Annotated in this window: 19 protein-coding genes and 1 tRNA gene; 12 read left to right on the plus strand and 8 right to left on the minus strand. The window is 61.2% G+C overall.

Annotated elements, in window-relative coordinates:
• Positions 1 to 35: 35 nt before the first annotated feature.
• Complete coding sequence (locus AC1ENN_RS03480; protein ID WP_480392154.1) at positions 36 to 905, minus strand: EamA family transporter; 870 nt, start codon at positions 903 to 905, stop codon at positions 36 to 38.
• Between the two features lie 132 nt (positions 906 to 1037).
• On the opposite strand from AC1ENN_RS03480, the gene rsmI reads away from it, so the two are divergent.
• The gene (gene rsmI, locus AC1ENN_RS03485; RefSeq protein WP_480391818.1) at positions 1038 to 1853 is read left to right on the plus strand and encodes a 16S rRNA (cytidine(1402)-2'-O)-methyltransferase; all 816 of its coding nucleotides are present in this window, start codon (positions 1038 to 1040) and stop codon (positions 1851 to 1853) included.
• Between the two features lie 164 nt (positions 1854 to 2017).
• On the opposite strand, the gene AC1ENN_RS03490 is transcribed toward rsmI, so the two are convergent.
• From AC1ENN_RS03490 to AC1ENN_RS03500, 3 genes are read right to left on the minus strand one after another with little or no spacing between them, the layout of a single operon-like run.
• Positions 2018 to 4039 carry a PTS fructose transporter subunit IIABC gene (locus AC1ENN_RS03490; RefSeq protein ID WP_480406689.1) on the minus strand — a complete coding sequence of 674 codons (2022 nt, stop codon included), beginning with the start codon at positions 4037 to 4039 and terminating at the stop codon, positions 2018 to 2020.
• 38 nt (positions 4040 to 4077) lie between these two features.
• Positions 4078 to 5040 (minus strand): 1-phosphofructokinase family hexose kinase, encoded by a 963-nt coding sequence (locus AC1ENN_RS03495; protein ID WP_480406690.1) that lies wholly within the window; start codon positions 5038 to 5040, stop codon positions 4078 to 4080.
• Positions 5037 to 5825 (minus strand): DeoR/GlpR family DNA-binding transcription regulator, encoded by a 789-nt coding sequence (locus AC1ENN_RS03500; protein ID WP_480406691.1) that lies wholly within the window; start codon positions 5823 to 5825, stop codon positions 5037 to 5039. Before AC1ENN_RS03500 ends, AC1ENN_RS03495 begins: the two co-directional genes overlap by 4 nt.
• Positions 5826 to 6037: 212 nt before the next feature.
• On the opposite strand from AC1ENN_RS03500, the gene metG reads away from it, so the two are divergent.
• From metG to AC1ENN_RS03535, 7 genes are all read left to right on the plus strand, one after another.
• Positions 6038 to 7618: a methionine--tRNA ligase gene (gene metG / locus AC1ENN_RS03505; protein ID WP_480406692.1), complete on the plus strand. Its 1581-nt coding sequence runs from the start codon at positions 6038 to 6040 to the stop codon at positions 7616 to 7618.
• Positions 7615 to 8538 carry a TatD family hydrolase gene (locus tag AC1ENN_RS03510; protein WP_480406693.1) on the plus strand — a complete coding sequence of 308 codons (924 nt, stop codon included), beginning with the start codon at positions 7615 to 7617 and terminating at the stop codon, positions 8536 to 8538. The genes metG and AC1ENN_RS03510 overlap by 4 nt, the downstream gene beginning before the upstream one ends.
• Positions 8535 to 9365: a 16S rRNA (adenine(1518)-N(6)/adenine(1519)-N(6))-dimethyltransferase RsmA gene (rsmA, locus tag AC1ENN_RS03515; RefSeq protein WP_449648758.1), complete on the plus strand. Its 831-nt coding sequence runs from the start codon at positions 8535 to 8537 to the stop codon at positions 9363 to 9365. Before AC1ENN_RS03510 ends, rsmA begins: the two co-directional genes overlap by 4 nt.
• Before the next feature lie 179 nt (positions 9366 to 9544).
• The gene (locus AC1ENN_RS03520; RefSeq protein ID WP_449648757.1) at positions 9545 to 10378 is read left to right on the plus strand and encodes a serine protein kinase RIO; all 834 of its coding nucleotides are present in this window, start codon (positions 9545 to 9547) and stop codon (positions 10376 to 10378) included.
• Between the two features lie 53 nt (positions 10379 to 10431).
• Positions 10432 to 10659 (plus strand): 4-diphosphocytidyl-2C-methyl-D-erythritol kinase, encoded by a 228-nt coding sequence (locus AC1ENN_RS03525; protein ID WP_480406694.1) that lies wholly within the window; start codon positions 10432 to 10434, stop codon positions 10657 to 10659.
• A gap of 98 nt (positions 10660 to 10757) precedes the next feature.
• Positions 10758 to 11696, plus strand: a complete 939-nt coding sequence (locus AC1ENN_RS03530) for a 4-(cytidine 5'-diphospho)-2-C-methyl-D-erythritol kinase (protein WP_449648755.1) — start codon at positions 10758 to 10760, stop codon at positions 11694 to 11696.
• Between the two features lie 19 nt (positions 11697 to 11715).
• On the plus strand, positions 11716 to 13551 hold the full coding sequence (locus AC1ENN_RS03535) for an ABC-F family ATP-binding cassette domain-containing protein (protein WP_449648754.1): 1836 nt from the start codon (positions 11716 to 11718) through the stop codon (positions 13549 to 13551).
• A gap of 3 nt (positions 13552 to 13554) precedes the next feature.
• Here the strand turns inward: AC1ENN_RS03535 and AC1ENN_RS03540 are convergent, their stop codons facing one another.
• Both AC1ENN_RS03540 and AC1ENN_RS03545 read right to left on the minus strand, forming a co-directional pair.
• Positions 13555 to 14697, minus strand: coding sequence for a sensor histidine kinase (locus AC1ENN_RS03540; RefSeq protein WP_449648753.1), 1143 nt, complete (start codon positions 14695 to 14697; stop codon positions 13555 to 13557).
• The gene (locus AC1ENN_RS03545) at positions 14694 to 15392 is read right to left on the minus strand and encodes a response regulator transcription factor (RefSeq protein ID WP_480406695.1); all 699 of its coding nucleotides are present in this window, start codon (positions 15390 to 15392) and stop codon (positions 14694 to 14696) included. Before AC1ENN_RS03545 ends, AC1ENN_RS03540 begins: the two co-directional genes overlap by 4 nt.
• A 162-nt stretch (positions 15393 to 15554) precedes the next feature.
• Between AC1ENN_RS03545 and AC1ENN_RS03550 the strand changes: the two genes are divergently transcribed.
• Both AC1ENN_RS03550 and AC1ENN_RS03555 read left to right on the plus strand, forming a co-directional pair.
• Complete coding sequence (locus AC1ENN_RS03550; RefSeq protein ID WP_449648751.1) at positions 15555 to 15992, plus strand: DM13 domain-containing protein; 438 nt, start codon at positions 15555 to 15557, stop codon at positions 15990 to 15992.
• Positions 15992 to 16492, plus strand: coding sequence for a DoxX family protein (locus AC1ENN_RS03555; RefSeq protein ID WP_480406696.1), 501 nt, complete (start codon positions 15992 to 15994; stop codon positions 16490 to 16492). Before AC1ENN_RS03550 ends, AC1ENN_RS03555 begins: the two co-directional genes overlap by 1 nt.
• 36 nt (positions 16493 to 16528) lie before the next feature.
• On the opposite strand, the gene AC1ENN_RS03560 is transcribed toward AC1ENN_RS03555, so the two are convergent.
• The gene (locus tag AC1ENN_RS03560; protein WP_480406697.1) at positions 16529 to 17623 is read right to left on the minus strand and encodes a YeiH family protein; all 1095 of its coding nucleotides are present in this window, start codon (positions 17621 to 17623) and stop codon (positions 16529 to 16531) included.
• Positions 17616 to 18107, minus strand: coding sequence for a MarR family winged helix-turn-helix transcriptional regulator (locus tag AC1ENN_RS03565; RefSeq protein WP_449648748.1), 492 nt, complete (start codon positions 18105 to 18107; stop codon positions 17616 to 17618). Before AC1ENN_RS03565 ends, AC1ENN_RS03560 begins: the two co-directional genes overlap by 8 nt.
• A gap of 148 nt (positions 18108 to 18255) precedes the next feature.
• Here AC1ENN_RS03565 and AC1ENN_RS03570 point away from each other — a divergent pair.
• Both AC1ENN_RS03570 and glmU read left to right on the plus strand, forming a co-directional pair.
• Positions 18256 to 18327 (plus strand) — tRNA-Gln (locus AC1ENN_RS03570).
• Positions 18328 to 18396: 69 nt separating this feature from the next.
• Positions 18397 to 19848, plus strand: a complete 1452-nt coding sequence (glmU, locus tag AC1ENN_RS03575; protein WP_480391829.1) for a bifunctional UDP-N-acetylglucosamine diphosphorylase/glucosamine-1-phosphate N-acetyltransferase GlmU — start codon at positions 18397 to 18399, stop codon at positions 19846 to 19848.
• The last annotated feature ends 18 nt before the right edge of the window (positions 19849 to 19866 follow it).

The raw sequence follows: 19866 nt of genomic DNA on the forward strand, positions 1-19866 counted from the left end.
AGTACCTCACCCACACTGCCCGGAGGGGTTCCGCCTTAAAGCGGGGTCTCTTCGGGCAGTAGTGCGTTCGGCCCCGCTCCCGGAGCGCCCGGCACACGGGATGCTGCCCTCACCGCCCCAATCGAGGCCGCAATAACGAGCACGATTCCGACACCCTGCACGAGAGTGATGCTCTGGCCGAGCACGAAGAATCCCGCGCCCGTCGCGATAGCGGGCGCCAACGCCATCAGCACCGAGAAAGCGGCAGCAGAGATGCGCCGCAAGGCAATGAGTTCGAGCGCATAAGGGATTGCTGAGGAACATACAGCCACCGCGAGCCCCCGCACCAGAATTGACGGCTCGAGCAGAGTGCTGCCCGCTTGCGCGATGCCGAAAGGGAGGCTGATGATCGCGCCGATTGCCATAGCGATGGCCAGACCATCCAGTCCAGCGAAAACCTGCCCAGTCTTGCGCGAGGCCAAAATATAGCCGGCCCACGACACTGCGGCGGCCAGCGCGAAGGCGACACCGACCGGGTCGAGAGCGCCGATGCTGCCGAGGCTCAGCAGGGCGACCCCGGCAAAAGCGAGCAGCGCCCACAGCCACGCACTCGCCCGCCGCGCCACAATCACAGACAGCACGAGAGGCCCAAGCACCTCGATCGTTACCGTTGCTCCCAGATCAACCCGCGAAAGAGCTTCGTAGAACAGGAGGTTCATTCCGCCGAGCGATATTCCAAAGATCAACGCCATCAGCCAGGCGCGCTTCGAGATCGCGCGCAGATTGGGGCGGGCAATTGCGAGCAGAATGGCGGCCGAAAACACGAGTCTGAGCGAGACCATTCCTGCTGGCCCGACCTCGGGAAATAGCAACACGGCAACAGACGCACCGACGTCTTGAAAGATGAGCCCCAAGACCACGAGCATGACAGCACCGAGTGGTGTTCCCCTCAAGGGCGGCGGAGTCGACATAGTGCAACACTACGACCTCACTGAGGCGCTCAACGCACGATCGGCGGGCGCACAACGGTGGCGGAGTGTGGGTGGGAGAATGGGCACGTGATCATTCTTGCGGCGACACCCATCGGCAACCTTGGCGACGCCTCCCAGCGCCTCATCGAGGCACTGACAAACGCTGAGGTGATTGCTAGCGAAGACACTCGAACAACAATCCATCTCATGCGCGCCCTCGGTATCGACAACCGGCCACGGCTCATCCCGCTCCACGAACACAACGAGTCAGAAAAGGCCGTTGAGATTGTCGAACTTGCTCGCGAAGCTGATGTTCTCGTCTTGAGCGATGCCGGGATGCCCGCCATTAGCGATCCCGGATTCCCTCTCGTCGCCGCGGCCGCCGCCGCCGGAGTAACCGTCACCGCTCTGCCTGGACCGAGCGCCGTCCTCACTGCCCTCGCCGTCTCTGGCCTACCGACCGACCGCTTCAGTTTCGAAGGCTTCCTGCCTCGCAAGGGCCGCGTCGCCTACTTCCGCAGCCTCGCTCGCGAAGAACGCACGATGGTGTTCTTCGAAAGCCCCAATCGTCTGCCGGCGGCGCTCGCCGATTTGGCCACGGCCCTCGGTGATGATCGTCGCGCTGTCGTCTGCCGCGAGCTCACCAAAATGTACGAAGAAGTCGTCAGAGGCACGGCTGCTGAACTTGCCGCGAAATTCAAGGATGGCGCTCGGGGCGAGATCTGTCTCGTCGTCGAGGGTGCTGCCCCCGCGACCTCTGATCTGCCGACAGCCGTCAGGTATGTGCTCTCGCTTGTTGCCGACGGGGCCCGTCTGAAAGAGGCGGCTACCGAGGTGGCTGAGCAGACCGGACTGAGCAAGCGCGAACTGTATGAAGCAGCGCTGCAGGCTAAGAAAAAGTAGCAACGCCGCCCATTATGCGTTCGGCAGAGCTCTGACGCCGCACGGTAATCGCGCCGCAGAAACGACGATCGCCCGAGCCGCAACCCCTTCGCAGAAACTCTGCGAGGGGGTGCAACTCGGGCGATGGCGCCCACTAGTGGTGGAGGCTGTGACGATCTGTGCGGTTAGGCTGCGACCGGTACTTGAGCCGCGGCGGTAGTGGTGACCGTCTCGCTCTTGCGTACGAAGCGCTTGAGGGCGACCACGATCAGTGCCGTGACGACCATTCCCGCGACAATCGCAACCAGGAACATCGGGAATGGGTTGATCGCGAAGAACACGAACACTCCGCCGTGGGGTGCCTGCGATGTGACGCCGAACGCCATGATGAGCCCGCCGGTGACAGCACTACCGATCGCGCTGGCGGGGATGACGCGCAGCGGGTCAGCAGCAGCGAACGGAATGGCGCCTTCGGAGATAAACGAAGCGCCGAGCAGCCACGCGGCCTTGCCGTTTTCCTTCTCGACGGGCGAGAACAGGCGACGAGCGAGCACGGTGGAGGCGAGAGCCATCGCGAGTGGAGCAACCATTCCCGATGCCATGACAGCGGCCATGATCATCCACGGTCCCTGATTGTCGAGCGCACCGGCACCGAGGCCAGCAACGGCAAACGAGTAAGCAACCTTGTTGACAGGGCCACCGAGGTCGAAGCCCATCATGGCGCCCAGAATGAGGCCAAGAACGACAGCGGATGCACCGTTCAAGCCATTAAGGAAGTCGTTCAGTGCAACGGTGAGCGATGCGATCGGGCCGCCGAGGATCAGCACCATCAGGCCGGAAGCGAAGATCGACGCCAACAGCGGGATCACAACTACGGGCATGAGACCACGGAACCAGGCCGCCGTCTTGCGCTGAGCGAGCCAGTGAGCGGCAACACCGGCGAGGAGTCCACCAACGATACCGCCGAGGAAGCCCGCACCCATGAGGCCAGCAACAGCACCGGCAGTGAAACCGGGGGCGATGCCGGGACGGTCAGCAATCGCATAGGCGATGTAACCGGCAAGGGCAGGAACGAGGAACCCCATCGAGGCAGCACCGATCTTGAAGGCGGCAGCACCGAGGTAGGCGGCGACTCCGCCATCAGGTAGGTTCCACAGACTGTTCTGCGTGATGATGTCGCTTGCCGTGTCAGTGATGAGGTAGCCGCCGAGCAAGAAGCCGAGCGCGATCAGCAGACCGCCACCGGCAACAAACGGAATCATGTAGCTCACACCCGTCAGCAGTGCGCGCTTGACGGTCTGGCCGAAGTGCTCGTTGTTGGTCGAGCCAGCGCTTTCGCTTGCTCCGCCAGTGGCAGCAACACGAGGAGCGCTGGGATCGTTGGCAGCAGCCATAGCTTCGGCGATCATCTCGTCAGGAGCGTCAATGCCGCGCTTTACCGGCGACTGCACGAGCGCTTTGCCCGCGAAACGGCCCTTGTCGCGAACATCCACATCAACAGCAAAGATGACGGCGGATGCTGCAGCAATGATGGCGGGGTCAAGTGGCGTTGCGCCTGACGAACCCTGAGTCTCGACGTGAACATCGATGCCGGCGCGTTCACCGGCAGCCACGAGGGAATCAGCGGCCATGTAGGTGTGGGCGATTCCGGTTGGGCAGGCGGTGACAGCGACGAGGCTGGGTCGTGCCGCTGATCCAGAGTCCGGAGCAGCATGCTTCGCGGCGCCTGCAGCGGCAGCGGGTGCTTCTTCGCTCTCTGGTGCGGTTGCCTGCTCGACAAGCGCCACAATCTCTTCACGAGTGCCTGCTGCGCGCAGGCTGTCGACGAACTCGGGGTTGACGAGTGAGCGGGCGAGAGCCGAGAGCAGAGTGAGATGTTCTTGGTCGGCGCCGGCGGGGGCGGCAATCAGGAAGATGAGGTCGGCGGGAGCATCCGTGGCACCAAAATCAACGGCAGGTTTGAGGCGCGCCATGACGAGAGTTGCATCGGTGACTGCCTCTGAGCGGCAGTGAGGAATCGCAATGCCGCCAGGAACGCCGGTATCGGTTTTCTGTTCGCGAGCCCACGCGTCATCGAAAAGGGACTCAGCGTTGGTAGCGCGACCCTGTTCGGCGACAAGATTTGTCAGCGCTCGGATTACCCCGGCGCGGTCGGTGCCGAGATCGGCATCCAACAACACGAGGTCGGGGGTGATGAGTTGCGTCATTGCTTTCTCCTTGTATGCAGCAGTGGTGGTGCTGAGGTTTATTTGGCGCCCGCTCTGCTGAGCACGTGAACGTCAGCAGAGTCGGGATGGGTCTGGTCGGGGGTTGGCATGGTGCTGCCGGGAAGGGATGCGGCAGCGGCTCCGTGAGCGACAGCTTGCGCCAGTCGCCCTTCCGGTGTTGCGCCGCGCTGATCGGCTAAGAGGTAGCCGGCGAGGGAAGCGTCTCCTGCTCCAACGGTGCTTTTGGCGGCGACGGGAGGCATTGTTGCTCGCCAAGTCTCATCTGCGGTCACGAGGAGTGCTCCGCGAGATCCGAGAGTGACGAGTACTGCCCGGCATCCCTGCGAGACGAGGCTGAGCGCGGCGGCGGCCGCGGCATCCGGATCGTTCTCGAAGGTGTCGGGGAGTCCGGTGAGTTCGGCGAGTTCTTCCGCGTTGGGCTTGATGAGATCAACCACGACGCCGGACTGAACGAGCGCGTGCATGGGGGCGCCAGAGGAGTCAACGGCGATGCGGGGGAGCGGCCCATCGGTTGCCGCGCGAATCGCTTCAACGACCCGAACGTAGAAGTCGTCGCTCAATCCGGGAGGGAGGGACCCTGCCAAAACAACCCATTCGGCGCGACGCGCATGGGACACAACGAGCTCAATGAGCGCCGCGTCGTCGGCTGCGGTGAGCTGCGGGCCAGGTTCATTGATTTTGGTGGTCGTTCCATCGGGCTCGGTGAGCGAAATGTTGGAACGCACGCGGCCGGCAATGGGCAAGCCAACGGTAGGAGTGTGTTCAGCGCGCAAAGCGACGAGCATCGGATCTGAGGCATCGCCAGGAAGAACGGCAACGGTGTCCAGGCCGGACGCGATCAGCGCCCGAGAGACGTTGACGCCTTTGCCGCCTGGCTGTTCGCTGCTCGAGAGTGAGCGCTGAACTTCGCCACGGTCGAGAGCGGAATCGAGCTCGATAGTGCGGTCGAGACTGGGATTTGCGGTGACAGTGACAATCATGCGATCACCGTTTCTACATCGGCGTGCTCGAGGGCGAGTGTGAGCTCATCATCTGGGGAGTGATCGGTGATGATGGTGTCGACGTCAGAGAGTGAGGCGAAACTCATGAGAGCTTCGATGCCGAGCTTCGACGCATCGACGAGGGCGATGGCGCGTCGTGATCCCCGCGTGAGAGCGCTTTTGACCGCAGCTTCATCGGGGTCTGGCGTGCTGAATCCGAAGTCGGCGTGCACTCCGTTTGCTCCCAGGAATGAAATATCGGGGCGGATGCTGGCCAATTGGTCGAGGGTCGTCGCTCCGACAGCGACACCGGTGATTCCGCGAAGGCGACCGCCAATGACCTGAACATCGATGTGGGGATTTTCGCTCACGATCGCGGCGATGGAGATGGAGTGGGTGATGACGGTCAGAGTGCTCTCGGATGTCGAGGGAACCCAATTGACTAAGTGCTGGGCAAGCCGGCTCGTGGTGGTTCCGCCGTCGATGCTGATCGCGCCGGAGAAGTTGGAGGGGATGAGGGCTAGCGCGGCCTGGGCGATTCGCTCTTTGGCATCGGAGTTACGGTCGGTGCGCTGTGCGACACTCTCTTCGATGCGGCTGACCCGAGCCGCCGAGACTGCGCCGCCATGAACACGGCGCAGCACCCCCCTGGCCTCGAGTTGATCAAGGTCTCGGCGAACGGTTTCACTTGACACGTCAAACGTGCGAGCGAGGTCGATTACGGCAACGCGACCGGCGACAGCGAGTTTTCCCTCGATGTGCTGCTGCCGCTCTTCTGCGTACATTCCGTAATCTCCTGTGATTGGTTAACGCACCCGAATGCGTTTTTGTGATAATACGCCCGTTCTTGTGGGATTGCAATAGAAATAAAGAAAAAGCCACATAATCCCACATCTGACCTCGTGTCCGCCCGAGTGGAAGCGGTCGAAGTGGTGGATGCCCGACACCGCGCCTGCGCCGGGCGTAATGAATTGCCGCTGGCGAATAGAATGAACGCATGTCTGCTGGCGACTCCTTCTATATTGCGACGCCCATTTTCTATGTGAACGACGTTCCCCACATCGGGCACGCGTACACGGAGGTGGCCGCCGATGTTCTCGCGCGCTGGCACCGTCAGCGCGGAGAAGATGCCTGGCTGCTGACGGGAACCGATGAGCACGGCCAGAAGATTCTGCGCACCGCCGTCGCCAACAACACGACCCCGCAAGAGTGGGCCGACCGCCTCGTTGCCGACTCCTGGCAGCCACTGCTCGAGACCATCGACATCGCCAACGACGACTTCATCCGCACGACCGATGAACGTCACGAGAAAGCCGTTGCCACGTTCTTGCAGCGCCTCTACGACGACGGCCACATCTACGCCGGCGAATACGAGGGCTACTACTGCGTCGGTTGTGAAGAGTACAAGCAGCTCGATGACCTCGTCACCGCCCCCGACGGCGAATACAAGGGCCAACTCGTCTGTGCGATTCACTCGCGCCCTGTCGAGATTCTCAAGGAAAAGAACTACTTCTTCCGCATGAGCGACTTCGGTCAGAAGCTGCTCGACCTCTACGAAAGCCAGCCCGACTTCGTTCAGCCTGCGAGTGTGCGCAACGAAATCGTTCAGTTCGTCAAGCAGGGGCTCGACGACCTCTCTATCTCGCGTTCCAGCTTCGACTGGGGTGTCAAGGTTCCGTGGGATGAAACCCACGTGGTGTACGTCTGGTTCGACGCCCTGCTGAACTACGTCAGCGCCATCGGGTACGGCGTCGACGACGAACAGTTCGCCAAGCGCTGGCCCGCCGTTCAGCTCGTCGGTAAAGATATCGCCCGCTTCCACGCGGTCATCTGGCCCGCCATGCTCATGGCTGCTGGCCTGCCCGTGCCCCGCGCCGTCTTCGGTCACGGCTGGTTGCTCGTCGGTGGCGAGAAGATGTCCAAGTCGAAGCTCACCGGTATTGCTCCGAGCCAGATCACTGACACCTTCGGCTCCGATGCGTTCCGCTACTACTTCATGAGCGCTATCACTTTCGGTCAAGACGGCTCCTTCAGCTGGGAAGACCTGAGCGCGCGCTACCAAGCAGAGCTGGCAAACGGCTTCGGCAACCTTGCCTCGCGCGTCATTGCGATGGTGAATAAATACTTCGATGGCGAGATCCCGACGCTCGGTGAGCTCACGGCATCCGAGGAAGCCATTATTGCCACTCAGAAGCGCGCGACCGAGCAGTCGAACGCCTTCATCGATACGTTTGCGATCAACGAAGCACTCTCCGCGGTGTGGGAGCTCGTGGATGAACTCAACGGGTACATCACTGAGCAAGAGCCCTGGGCGCTGTCGAAAGACCCCGCCAACCGTGAACGCCTCGGCACTGTGCTCGCCACAACCGTGAACGGTTTGGGCACTCTCGCTATCTTGCTTTCGCCGGTGCTGCCCAAGGCAACCGAGAAGCTGTGGCAAGCGATCAGTGGTGTCGGCGAACTGCGCGAGCAGCGCATCGATACTGCCCAGAACTGGTCGAACAGCGGTCGCGTGACCGCGCTCGAATCGTCGCTGTTCCCCCGCATCGAAGTGGATGCCGAGAGCGGCACGGCGTGACCGAACCGTTCATCAGGCAGCGTCACCGCAGCGCCGACGAAAAGGCCGCTGAGAAGCTGCAGTATCCGCCGCTGCCCGAACCTCTTGAGGGCGTTGTCTATGACAATCACACTCACCTCGAGATCGCGGACGGCGGGCCAGACGGGGCGCTCGACTTCACCGAACACCTCGCCCGCGCCGCTTCGGTCGGCGTTCGCGGCGTTGTGCAGGTCGGCACGGATGTCGCCACGAGCCGCTGGTCGGCGGAACTTGCTGCGACCAACCCGCGTGTGCTCGCTGCGGTAGCAATCCACCCGAACGATGCTCCCGAGCTCGCTGCGGCGGGGGAGCTGGATGCCGCGCTCGCCGTCATCGACGAACTTGCCGCGCTTCCGCGAGTGCGCGCCATCGGTGAGACAGGGCTCGACTTTTTCCGCACGGATGACGAGGGTCGCCCCGCGCAGTTCCGCTCCTTTGAAGAGCACATTGCGATTGCCAAGCGGCACGGCCTTGCGCTGCAGATTCACGATCGCGACGCCCACGACGACGTCATTGAGACCCTGCTGCGGGTTGGGGCGCCGGAGCGCACCGTCTTCCACTGCTTCTCGGGTGATGCAGCGATGGCGCGCATTGCTGCCGATCACGGCTGGTATTTGTCGTTCGCTGGCACGGTCACGTTCAAGAACGCGGCAAACCTGCGCGAAGCTCTATCAGTGATCGATCGCGACCACATTTTGGTCGAAACGGATGCTCCGTACCTCACGCCCCATCCGCTGCGAGGTCGACCGAATGCTCCGTACCTGATGCCGCACACGGTGCGTGCAATGGCGGCTCACTTGGAGATCGACGAACTCGAACTTTCGGCGCAGCTCGCCGCCACCACCGAGGCCGTTTATGGCTCGTGGGATACCGAACTTCCAGAGAATGCAGGCACTCGATGAGCACACTGCTCGGCCCAGCCGAAATCCGCGATCTCGCCGATCTGCTCGGCATTCAGCCCACCAAGAAGTTGGGCCAAAACTTTGTTATCGATCCCAACACGGTGCGCCGCATCGTGAAGGCAGCGCACGTCGTCTCGGGTGAAACGGTGGTCGAGGTTGGCCCAGGGTTGGGATCACTCACGCTCGGGTTGCTCGAGACCGGGGCATCCGTTGTCGCCGTCGAAATCGACAAACGGCTTGCCGCCCAGTTGCCGCTCACGGTGAGTCAGATGCAGCCGGATGCGCGCCTCACGGTCATCACCGAAGACGCGTTGCGCGTCACCGAGTTGCCCGACGACCCCCGTGTTTTCGTGGCGAACCTGCCCTACAACGTGTCGGTTCCCGTGCTGCTGCATTTCTTAGAGCACTTCGATTCGCTCGATCGCGGGCTCGTGATGGTGCAGGCGGAGGTCGGCAATCGTGTCGCGGCCGGCCCCGGCAGCAAGGTCTACGGTTCGCCGAGCATCAAGGCCGCTTGGTACGGAGAGTTCTCCACCGCAGGCCTCGTGAGTCGTCAAGTTTTCTGGCCCGTGCCCAACGTCGACTCGGTGCTTGTGCGCTTTGAGCGTCGCGAACAACCCGGCACGATTGACGAGCGCAAAGCAACGTTCGCCCTAGTGGATGCCGCCTTCCAGCAGCGTCGCAAAATGTTGCGTCAGTCGCTCTCGAGTCTGCTGGGCAGCTCAACGGCCGCCTCAGAGCGTCTCATTGCGGCGGGTGTCGCACCGACGGCTCGAGGCGAGGAGCTTACGGTGCACGATTTCCTTGCTATTGCGCGGGCGGCCTAGCTAAAATCCTGTCATCGCACTGCACGCGAATCCAGGGTGCGAGTTATTCAGAAGTGGGGCCACTGGCCCGAAGGGAGGGGAAGGTAATGACTGTTTCTGTCGAGTCTTCTTTCGACCCCCCACTCATTGAGGTCACTGCCTAATAGGTCTGCGGTGACCTCCGTTCTGGAGAACCACCTATGTCACTCAGTGACGACACTTTTTCGCAATCTGCTTTATCGTTCTCGTCGGCGACTCCTGGCGAAGATCAGCGTTGGTCAACCTGGCCATCGATCATTCCGTCGCTTCGAGGGCCACGCCCGTGGCCTTCCTGGCTCGTGACGTCCGCCGGCGCAATGGATACGGAGCTTGGCGTGCTCAAGTCGGGCAAAGAGGCCGACGTGTTTCTCATCGAGCGCGCTGTTCCCGATGCTGAATCTGTGTTGTTGGCGGCAAAGCGCTACCGCGGCACGGAGACGAGCGACTTCCATCGTTCGTCGCAGTACACCGAAGGGCGCCGCACTCGGCGCTCGCGTGACAGTCGCGCGTTGCAGAAAAAGTCTGCTTATGGCCGTGCGCTGTCAGCAGGTTTGTGGGCGTCTGCCGAATTCAGTGCGCTGAGCGAACTCCATTCGCGTGGTGCGCCGGTGCCGTATCCGGTGCAGGTTGATAACACTGAGTTGCTGATGGAATTCATTGGCGATGGTCGAGAAGCGGCACCTCGCCTAGCCACGGTGCGGGCGGATGCTGCGGAGCTTGCTGACCTGTGGCATCAAGTTGTTGAACTCATGCGTATTTTTGCGCGGGCCGGGTATGCGCATGGTGACCTCTCGCCGTATAACTTGCTCGTGCATCACGGTCGGGTTGTGGTCATTGATGTGCCACAGATTGTGGACATCGTCAGTAATCCGAGCGGTATTGAGTTGGTTGAGCGCGATTGCCGAAACGTGTGTTCATGGTTTCAGCGCCACGGTGTCGACTGCGACCCTGAGGAACTAGCGGGAGAGTTAATCGCCGAAGCGTTCGGAAGCTAACAATCTTGCCCCGGGTGCTGTGGGGCGTGAGCTCCCGGGGGTAGGTTGTTGTTATGTCGGAACCAACGAACAACATTCCCAGTGATCGCGATGTGCTCGACGGCACCGGGAGGCACCCAGACGAATGGTTCGCCTTTCTCGATATGGCTGGCGCAAGCAAATGGCAGCGCTCGCAGATCATTGACTGGTTTGGCGCCAACGCGAGTGAAGTGAGCACGGAATGGGCCGAGTCAGTGACGACGCGTTATGCCACTGCGCGTGGGTTGAGTATTTCCGAGTAGTTTCCGCACCGTAAATTGATTCTCAACTCTCCCGGCTAGAGCGAGCTGGCTGCGATTGAGCGCACAGAACGGTCCGTGACACAAGGTAAGTTTGGTTCATGACTACCGTCCCGGCAGCCTCCTCAATGGTTCACACCCGTGCCCCAGGCAAGATCAATGTCTTCCTCAAAGTGGGCTCGCTCCTTGACGATGGTTACCACGACGTTGCAATCGCCTATCAGGCGGTGTCTCTCTATGAAGATGTTCGCGCTTTCCACGCCGACGACTTCTCGGTTTCTGTTTCAGGAACAGTCAATCTTTCTCGAGTGCCCACCGATGGCTCGAACATCGCGATCAAAGCCGCTCGACTACTCGCTCGCCGCACTGGCTACCGTGGCGGCGTGCGTTTGGAAATCGATAAGCATGTCCCGGTTACGGGAGGCATGGGCGGTGGTTCTGCGGATGCCGCAGCAACGCTCCTTGCCTGTGACGCCCTGTGGGGCACGGCACTCTCTCGCGAAGAAATGATCTCCCTGGCTGCGGAACTTGGCGCCGACGTGCCGTTCTCTCTTACCGGGGGAACAGCCATAGGAACGGGTCGTGGCGACCAACTCAGCCCGGCTCTCGCCAAGGGTCAGTTTCAGTGGGTGTTGGCGCTCGCCGACTTCGGGCTCTCAACTCCGGAGGTCTACGAAGAGCTCGACCGCCACCGCCAGCGTCATTCTCAGGACATCTTTCCCGCCCAGGTGGCACCCATTGTTGAGGCGGATGTGTTGCAGGCGTTGCGTGCCGGCGACCCACATATGTTGGCAGAGTGCCTGCACAATGACCTTCAAGCTCCCGCACTCAAGATGGAGCCATCGCTGGCTTCGGTCATCGAACTTGGCGAAAAGAATGGTGCCCTTGCCGGCGTCATTTCGGGTTCTGGCCCCACCGTCGCCTTCCTCACTGCTGACCTTGATTCGGCGTTAGAACTACAAATTGCGTTAAGCGCAGCCCAAATGACAGTCGTGCGGGCAACAGGTCCCGTGCACGGAGCGCGAATCATCACCGACTAACCCGGCTAGGCTTGCCCGAATGGCACACCTTCTTGGCGCTGAGTCCCTTCATCTTGAATTTCCGACCCGCGTAATCTTCGACAATGTCACGATCGGCCTCGACGAGGGCGACCGTATCGGCATCGTCGGCCGCAACGGTGACGGCAAAACCACCCTCATGCGGATGCTCTCGGGCAAGCTCGACCCCGACGAGGGGCGGGTTACGCGCCGCAATGGCGTGACCCTCGGCATGCTCGATCAGGCCGATGAGCTCGATGGCACCAAAACGGTGCACGAGACCGTGATCGGCGATATTGATGAGCACGTGTGGGCGGGCGACCCCAAGGTTCGCGACGTTATTGCGGGCCTTGCTGCTGACATCCCCTGGGAGGCCAAAGTCGGCGACCTCTCTGGTGGTCAGCGTCGTCGTATTGCTCTCGCTGCTCTCCTCATCGGTGACTGGGATGTCATCTTCTTGGATGAGCCAACTAACCACCTCGACGTTGAAGGTATTTCTTGGCTTGCTGGCCACCTCAAGCGTCGTTGGGGCACGAACGCCGGCGGGCTGTTGGTCGTCACTCACGACCGGTGGTTCCTCGACGAGATTTGTACCGCAACGTGGGAGGTCCACGATCGACTGATCGAACCTTTCGAGGGCGGGTACGCTGCCTACATTCTTCAGCGCGTTGAACGCGACCGGATGGCGGCGGCTTCCGAATCAAAGCGCCAGAACCTCATGCGCAAGGAGCTTGCGTGGTTGCGCCGCGGTGCCCCAGCGCGCACGACGAAACCCAAGTTCCGTATTGATGCGGCAAACGATTTGATCGAGAACGAGCCGCCAGCACGGGACAGTGTTTCACTGTCGTCGATGGCGATGCAGCGACTGGGCAAAGACGTTGTAGACCTCGAAGGGGTCACCGTCACGTATCCCGTCATTGATCCGACAACGGGCGTTGCCGGCGAGAAGACAGTGCTGAATGACATCACGTGGCGCATTGCGCCAGGCGAACGCACCGGAATCCTCGGTGTAAACGGTGCCGGAAAATCGACCCTGTTGTCGCTCGTTGCCGGCAGCCTGAACCCGACGAGTGGTCGCGTGAAGCGCGGAAAGACCATCAAGGTCGCCACCCTCACCCAGCAGCTCGCTGAACTCGAAGACATCTGGAATGAGCGCGTCAGCACCGTCATCGGTCGTCACAAGAGCACCTATGTCACTGGTGGCAAAGAGATGACGCCGACGCAGATGCTCGAGCGCGTTGGTTTCACCAGCACCCAGCTCTCGACGCCGGTGAAGGATCTTTCGGGAGGCCAGAAGCGTCGACTACAATTGTTGCTTATTCTGCTCTCTGAGCCGAACGTTCTGATTCTGGATGAGCCAACTAACGACCTCGACACTGACATGCTTGCCGCGATCGAAGACCTTCTCGACACGTTCCCGGGAACCCTGCTGGTGGTGAGTCACGACCGGTACCTCATCGAGCGTGTAACCGACCAGCAGTATGCGGTCATGGAGGGCGGCTTCCGTCACCTTCCGCGTGGTGTTGATCAGTATCTCGAATTGCGTCACCAGCAGCTCAAGGATTCCTCGGGCAACGCCGCGGGTGCTGCCGCCGGCGCTCCGGACGCCACCGCTGCGAAAGCGAAGCCCAAGCTGGGCGGCGCCGAGTTGCGCAACTCGCAAAAAGAGCACGCTGCTGCCAGCCGCAAGATCACGAAGCTGCAGGGGCAGATCGCTGAACTTCACCAGCGGATGGCCGCCCACGACCAGTCAGATTTTGCGGGACTCGGCGCGCTCGTTGGCGAACAGCAGGCCCTCCAAGAGGCACTCGACACGGTTGAAATGCGCTGGCTGGAGCTCGAAGAACTCCTCGCGTAGCAACTACACCGCGGTTGTCGGCAAAGCGACGCTGAGCCGAAACCCATCCGGATGATTTTCGGCGTTCACGCCGCCGCCGTGAGCTTCGACGATGCCGCGCACGATTGCGAGCCCAAGCCCGGCACCGGGGGAGCCACCGCTGTGCTGTTCTGGGGTGCGGGCTTCGGTAGCGCGCCATCCGATCTCGAACATGTGGCTGAGGTCTTCGCTGGCAACGCCGCTGCCCTGATCGAGCACCGAAAGCACGAGGCTGGTGTCGTCGCGCTGGTCGGCGCTCACCAGAATCTGCGAATCGGCGGGTGAGTAGCGAATGCTGTTGGTGAGCAGGTTCACGACAACGCGAGTGAGCTCATGGGGGTCGGCCCAGAGCATCCGACCTTCGACCCCGGCATGGCTGATCTGGATGCCACGGGCCGCAGCCAGTTGGCTCACGTCGGCGACAGCATCCGACACAATATCGAGCAGCTCGATGTTCTCGGGGCGCAGCTTGAGGGTGCCGCTCTGGATGAGCGAGAGCTCGAAGAGATCATCGACGAGGCGGTTCATCGTGCCAACTTGGGCTCGAATCTGGCGCAGGTAGTCGCTCGGATCGTCGACGGTTCCCGCATCGAGGGCTTCAGCGAGCGCGCTGATGCCGGTGAGGGGTGTGCGGAGGTCGTGGGAGATCCACGCGAAAAACTGGCGGCGAGAGGCATCGAGCCTCGCAATCTCGTCGCGGGCGGCAGCGAGACGTTCGGATGCTTCAGAGAGTTGGGTTGATACCTCGGCGACTTCCTTCCACGTGCCCGAATCGGCGGCTACGACATCCCCGGCACCCACTCGGGCCACGGAATCTCGCAGCGCCGCAAAGGCTCGGTGAACAGCACGGCCGCTGACTAACGCAGCGACGAGACTCATCAGCGCGGAAATTGCGACCACGCCGAGAACAACTTGCAGGTCGTGGGTGGAGAAATGCATTTGGGCGGTGATGACAACTGTCGAGACGGCGATCGACAGAATCGCGGCAATCACCACAATGGTGAACTGGAACGCGATCGTGCGGCGTCGATTGAGGCGAAGCACGATCATCGCGGCCACCATCACCATGGCGGTGCAGGCGGCAGCGGTGGCAAGAATCTGGAGCAGTTCGTTGGCGTTGAGGATCATGCCGCATCCTTCACAGTGAAGCGATAGCCCTGACCCCACTCGGTGAGGAGGTAGCGGGGAAAACGCGGTTCGGGTTCAATTTTTTCGCGCAGGCGACGCACATGCACGGTGACGGTCGAGGCTTCGCCGAAACTCCAACCCCACACCTCACGCAGAATGTCGTCGCGGCTGAGAACCCGATCGGGGTTCTGGAGCAAAAAGAGAAACAGCTCGTATTCGCGGGTAGTCAACGTCATCTCTTTGCCATCGAGCAGAATCTTGCGATGGGCGGGGCCTACCCGAAACTGGCCCAGGGTGAACATCTCGGAGGTGACGTGCGAGCTTCGGCTTCGGCGCACCATCGCATCGATTCGCAGCTGCAACTCACGAAGTGAGAAGGGTTTGGCGATGTAGTCATCTGCGCCGTGTTCCAGACCATCGATGCGTTCTTCAACAGCATCGAGAGCGGTCAGCATGATGATCGGCAGTTGCGGTGATGCCGCTCGCGCTTGGCGACAGAGTTCATCGCCGCCGACGCCTGGCAGCATCCGGTCGAGAATGAGCACGTCAGGAAGGGGACCACGCAGTGCGTCGCGCGCCTGGATTCCATCGCTAATGCCGGTGACGGAATATCCGCGCCCGCGCAGGTATTCGGAGACAACGGAGAGCACGGTGGCATCGTCTTCCACGATGGTCACGTTCGCCTTGTTCTCCATGACCCCAGCCTAATCCGGGCGGTCATGGCGTAACCGGTTTCAATTCTTACGCTCGTGAAATATTCGCCATAGAGGCGAATGCCGGTGCCTAAGTTCGTAGTCGTCAGCGAGTGTCACGCCCGCCGGCATCCTCCACGCACCATCGAACTTAGGAACTCTCCCATGAGAAAAACAGCACTCACCGCATCCGCAATTTTGGCTCTCTCGCTCATGCTCAGCGCTTGTAGCGGTGCAGCAACCGACACGTCAAGCAGTGAACCTGCAGCCCCTGAGGCTTCGCAGTCGCAGACTGATGAGGTAACCCGCACCGGCACCTTTGAGGGTGCTGGAGACAAGTCAGTGGCTGGCACGGTCACCGTCAGCGACTCCGAGATCGTTCTCTCGGGTTACTCCTCCGATGAGGGCCCCGACCTGCACGTGTACTTGACCAACGGTTCCGATGAGGATGCCGTTGCAGCGGGCATGCTGATCGACTCGGTTGTCTTCGACGAAGCCAGCCAGACCTTCACGCTTGATGGCGTGGATGTTGCCGGTTACGACACTGTCGTCATCTACTGCGACAAGGTCAAGGCAATCTTCGGTTCCGCTTCACTCTCATGATGAACCGTGCGCTTTCCCTCGTCGCTTCCGTCATCACGGGAGCGGCGAGGGTTGGCCTCGGCATCCTGTGGCTGAATGAAGGATTGTTCAAGCTGAAGGCAGGATTTGGCGGGGCCGACATCGGACTCGTTGTGGACAGCACTGTCTCCAACAATCGCGTGCCCGACTTCTTCGAGGCATTCACCACCACGTTCCTCGGCGGGGCCCCCGACTTCTTTGGCTGGGCCATCCCGGCTCTCGAAGTTGGACTCGGCATCGCTCTCATCCTCGGTGTGCTGACGTTGCCAGCCGCACTCATGAGTGCGTTCACGCTCCTGACCTACTGGCTTGCCGATCAACTCATCGAGGAGTATCCGATCATGCTCGCCCTGTCGGTAGTCACCGCAGTGTTCGTGGTCAGTGCTTCACGGATTTCTGTCACCACGTTCGTTGAGAAACTCGTGCTGCGAAAGAACCCAGAATCGCGCTGGTTCGTGGCTCCCGTGCGGCGCTGGCTCTAGCTGTTCGACGCTGGCTCTAGCCGTTCGACGCTGGCTCTAGCCGAGCGCCGCCACACCAGCGGCGCGCGCAATCTCCACCGCACCAAGCGACAGCAGCGCGATGACCGCCCACGAGACAAGGGCGACGCCGAGGGCGCGACCGCCAGTGCGAATGAGATTGCCGAGGCTGATCGAGGCGCCAAGCCCGAAGAGAGCCATGCCCAGTACGAGTTCTTGACCGTAGGCAGCTACCTCAAGAAAGCCATCAGGCAACGGCACGAACGTGCGCACAAGCACGGCAGCGAGAAAGCCGACGACAAAGAGGGGGAGAATCGCAGGCCGCTTCGCCCGAGCAAGTTGCGCGGCAGAGTCGATAGACGCTGAGTCAGCAGCAGTGACGTTGCCCGCAATGGCCGCCCGGCGGTCGCTGCGGGCAACAACAACCCCCGCAAGAGCAACCATCGGGGCGAGCATCGCAACCCGCGTGAGCTTCACAACTACGGCAACGGCAAGTGCAGTTGCCCCCGCAATCTGAGCCGTCGCGACAACCTGACCGACATCGTGAACACTCGCGCCAACCCACATCCCGAACTCGGCAGTATCGAGACCGAGAAGGGGGCGAAGAGCAGGCAGGAGTGCGATAGCGAGAGTGCCGCAGAGGGTGACAAGCGCGATCGGAGTCGCAGTGTCGGAGTCTTTCGCGCGCGTCATACCCGCCATCGCGCCAATCGCCGAAGCGCCACAGATGGAAAAGCCAGCAGCAATCAGCATCGGCTGCTGACCGGGGAGGCCCAGCATCCGCCCCAATCCCCACGTGAAGAAAAACGTGATGATGACGATTGCGACAATCATGCCGAGAACCAACCAGCCCAACTCGGCAATGTTCACGAGGCTCAGCTTGAAACCCAACAACACCACACCGATACGCAACAAACGACGGGCAGCAATTGCGAGGCCCGGCTTCACCTCAGAACGCACCGCAGTGCGCCACGGCAGCGCGCTAAACAGGATGCCCAACACAACACACGCGGTCAGCGTCGGGATCGCTGGCACCAAAAAACTGATCAGCAGAGCAAGACCAAAAGCACCAAGTGCAAGACCGAGACCGGGAGAGATTCGCCGGAACGCAGTCTGCTCTTGCGGGCTATTCACCGTCGAGGCTCAACTTTCTGAGCAGCGAGCTCAATCGTTCCTGTTCGAGTGGAGACATACGAGATAGCAACTTAGTTTCATCGTGCACGAGAGAAGTGATGGCCTCATCAACGCGCTCACGACCACTCGCCGTCATCAGCACAATGACGCCACGACCATCGTTGGGGTCAGTGCGGCGCTCCACGAGGCCTCGCGCCACCATCCGGTCGATGCGATTCGTCATCGTTCCACTCGACACCATCGTTTGTTGCACTAGCGCGGTCGGGCTCAACTGATACGGTGCTCCCGCCTTGCGCAACGCCGACAGCACATCGAATTCCCACGGCTCAACACCGGCAACAGCGAACGCCGCCCTGCGGGCTCGCTCCAGATGCTTCGCGAGACGACCAACCCGGCTCAAAACATGCAGAGGCGCAAAGTCGAGGTCGGGGCGCTCACGCGACCACGCTTCGACAATTCGGTCGACTTCGTCGCGTTGGGGCATCCGGTTATTATCTCAGTTTCACCACCCGGATGTGTCCTGTTGCGGCCCCCCGAAACGGCCACAATCGTGTGTGAAGGCTCCGAATCGGGCTAGTTGGACGACAGAGCGCCAATGATCTGGCAGAATTGGTTAGCGCCTTCGGGTGCGGTCCGCTTTGGTGTAATGGCAGCACGGCAGCCTTTGGAGCTGTCCAGTCTAGGTTCGAATCCTAGAGGCGGAGCTTGTTCTTACCTTTTCCCTCACGTGAGGGGACGTTTTGAGTGCGGCTCATTCAGGGCACAATAGGTCTATGACCGAACACAAACTCGCCGTCATTGTTCTCGCCGCTGGCCAAGGCACCCGCATGAAGTCTGCCAAGCCTAAAGTTCTGCACCGCCTTGCTGGTCGCGAACTCATTGGCCACGTGGTTGCCGCCGCACGCGAGCTCAACCCTGACCACGTAATCGCTGTTGTGCGCCACCAGCGTGACGAAGTTGTTGCCACACTCTCCGAGTTGATGCCCGACATCCTGATCGTTGATCAAGACGATGTTCCCGGCACCGGTCGTGCCGTCGAAGTTGCGGTTGATTCGCTCCCAGCAGACTTCGACGGGGATGTCGTTGTTGTCAGTGGCGATGTTCCATTGCTCGACTCCGTTACCTTGGCGTCGCTGCTCGCGCAACACCGCGCCGAGTCTGCCGCCGCAACAGTGCTCTCGGCAATCCTTGAAGACGCCACAGGCTACGGCCGCGTCGTGCGTGGGGTCGATGGCGGCCTCGACCGCATCGTCGAGCAAAAAGACGCTAACGCCGACGAGATCGCGATCACCGAAATCAATTCCGGCACCTACGTCTTCAGCGTTGGCCCGCTGCGTGAGCAGCTCGTGCGCATCACCACAGACAACGCCCAGGCCGAGAAATACATCACCGATGTCGTCGGCCTGCTACGGGGTGTCGGAGCAATCGTTTCAGCAATGCCCGTCGCCGCCGGCTGGATGGTCGCCGGGGTCAACGACCGCGTACAACTGGCAGAAGCGGCCCGTCGTATGAACGAACTCATTGTGCAGAAGTGGCAGCGGGAAGGCGTAACCATCGAAGATCCGGCCACAACCTGGATCGACGCCGACGTCACTCTCAACCCTGACGTCGAAATTCTGCCCGGCACCCAGCTCAAGGGAGCAACGCTCGTGCTGTCCGGTGCCATCATCGGGCCAGACACCACCCTTGTTGACTGTGAAGTTGGCGAGAATGCTGTCGTCAAACGCACCGACGCGACGCTCAGCGTGATCGGTGCGAATGCATCCGTTGGTCCGTTTGCTTACCTTCGCCCGAACACGAAACTCGGCGTTGGCGGCAAGATCGGAACCTTCGTGGAGACCAAAAACTCCACTATCGGCGAGGGAAGTAAGGTGCCGCACCTCAGCTACATCGGTGACACCGAGGTTGGCGAACAATCCAACATTGGCGCCGGAACTATCACGGCAAACTACGACGGCGTGAACAAGAGCCGAACGGTAGTTGGCTCTCATGTGAGAAGTGGGTCACACAACGTCTTCGTCGCTCCGGTTAGAATTGCTGACGGAGCGTATACCGGGGCAGGGTCGGTCATCCGAAAAGATGTACCGGCAGGGTCTCTCGGTATCAATGTTGCTCCACAGCGCAACATCAGTGGCTGGGTTGAAACCAATCGGGCGGGAACTGCAGCGGCTCACGCAGCCAAAGCAGCAAGCGACGATACTTTGCCTGACCGACCAACGCCGTAACCGCGGCAGAGAGCGAGT

This window comes from Rhodoglobus sp. G.S.23 (genome assembly GCF_056675935.1).

Bases quoted from the DNA above. Each gene is read 5' to 3' on its own strand.
- AC1ENN_RS03480 (WP_480392154.1), bottom strand. From the start codon at position 905: ATGCTCGTGGTCTTGGGGCTCATCTTTCAAGACGTCGGTGCGTCTGTT.
- AC1ENN_RS03490 (WP_480406689.1), bottom strand. From the start codon at position 4,039: ATGACGCAACTCATCACCCCCGACCTCGTGTTGTTGGATGCCGATCTC.
- AC1ENN_RS03495 (WP_480406690.1), bottom strand. From the start codon at position 5,040: ATGATTGTCACTGTCACCGCAAATCCCAGTCTCGACCGCACTATCGAG.
- AC1ENN_RS03500 (WP_480406691.1), bottom strand. From the start codon at position 5,825: ATGTACGCAGAAGAGCGGCAGCAGCACATCGAGGGAAAACTCGCTGTC.
- metG (WP_480406692.1), top strand. From the start codon at position 6,038: ATGTCTGCTGGCGACTCCTTCTATATTGCGACGCCCATTTTCTATGTG.
- rsmA (WP_449648758.1), top strand. From the start codon at position 8,535: ATGAGCACACTGCTCGGCCCAGCCGAAATCCGCGATCTCGCCGATCTG.
- AC1ENN_RS03520 (WP_449648757.1), top strand. From the start codon at position 9,545: ATGTCACTCAGTGACGACACTTTTTCGCAATCTGCTTTATCGTTCTCG.
- AC1ENN_RS03525 (WP_480406694.1), top strand. From the start codon at position 10,432: ATGTCGGAACCAACGAACAACATTCCCAGTGATCGCGATGTGCTCGAC.
- AC1ENN_RS03530 (WP_449648755.1), top strand. From the start codon at position 10,758: ATGACTACCGTCCCGGCAGCCTCCTCAATGGTTCACACCCGTGCCCCA.
- AC1ENN_RS03535 (WP_449648754.1), top strand. From the start codon at position 11,716: ATGGCACACCTTCTTGGCGCTGAGTCCCTTCATCTTGAATTTCCGACC.
- AC1ENN_RS03540 (WP_449648753.1), bottom strand. From the start codon at position 14,697: ATGATCCTCAACGCCAACGAACTGCTCCAGATTCTTGCCACCGCTGCC.
- AC1ENN_RS03545 (WP_480406695.1), bottom strand. From the start codon at position 15,392: ATGGAGAACAAGGCGAACGTGACCATCGTGGAAGACGATGCCACCGTG.
- AC1ENN_RS03550 (WP_449648751.1), top strand. From the start codon at position 15,555: ATGAGAAAAACAGCACTCACCGCATCCGCAATTTTGGCTCTCTCGCTC.
- AC1ENN_RS03555 (WP_480406696.1), top strand. From the start codon at position 15,992: ATGAACCGTGCGCTTTCCCTCGTCGCTTCCGTCATCACGGGAGCGGCG.
- AC1ENN_RS03565 (WP_449648748.1), bottom strand. From the start codon at position 18,107: ATGCCCCAACGCGACGAAGTCGACCGAATTGTCGAAGCGTGGTCGCGT.
- glmU (WP_480391829.1), top strand. From the start codon at position 18,397: ATGACCGAACACAAACTCGCCGTCATTGTTCTCGCCGCTGGCCAAGGC.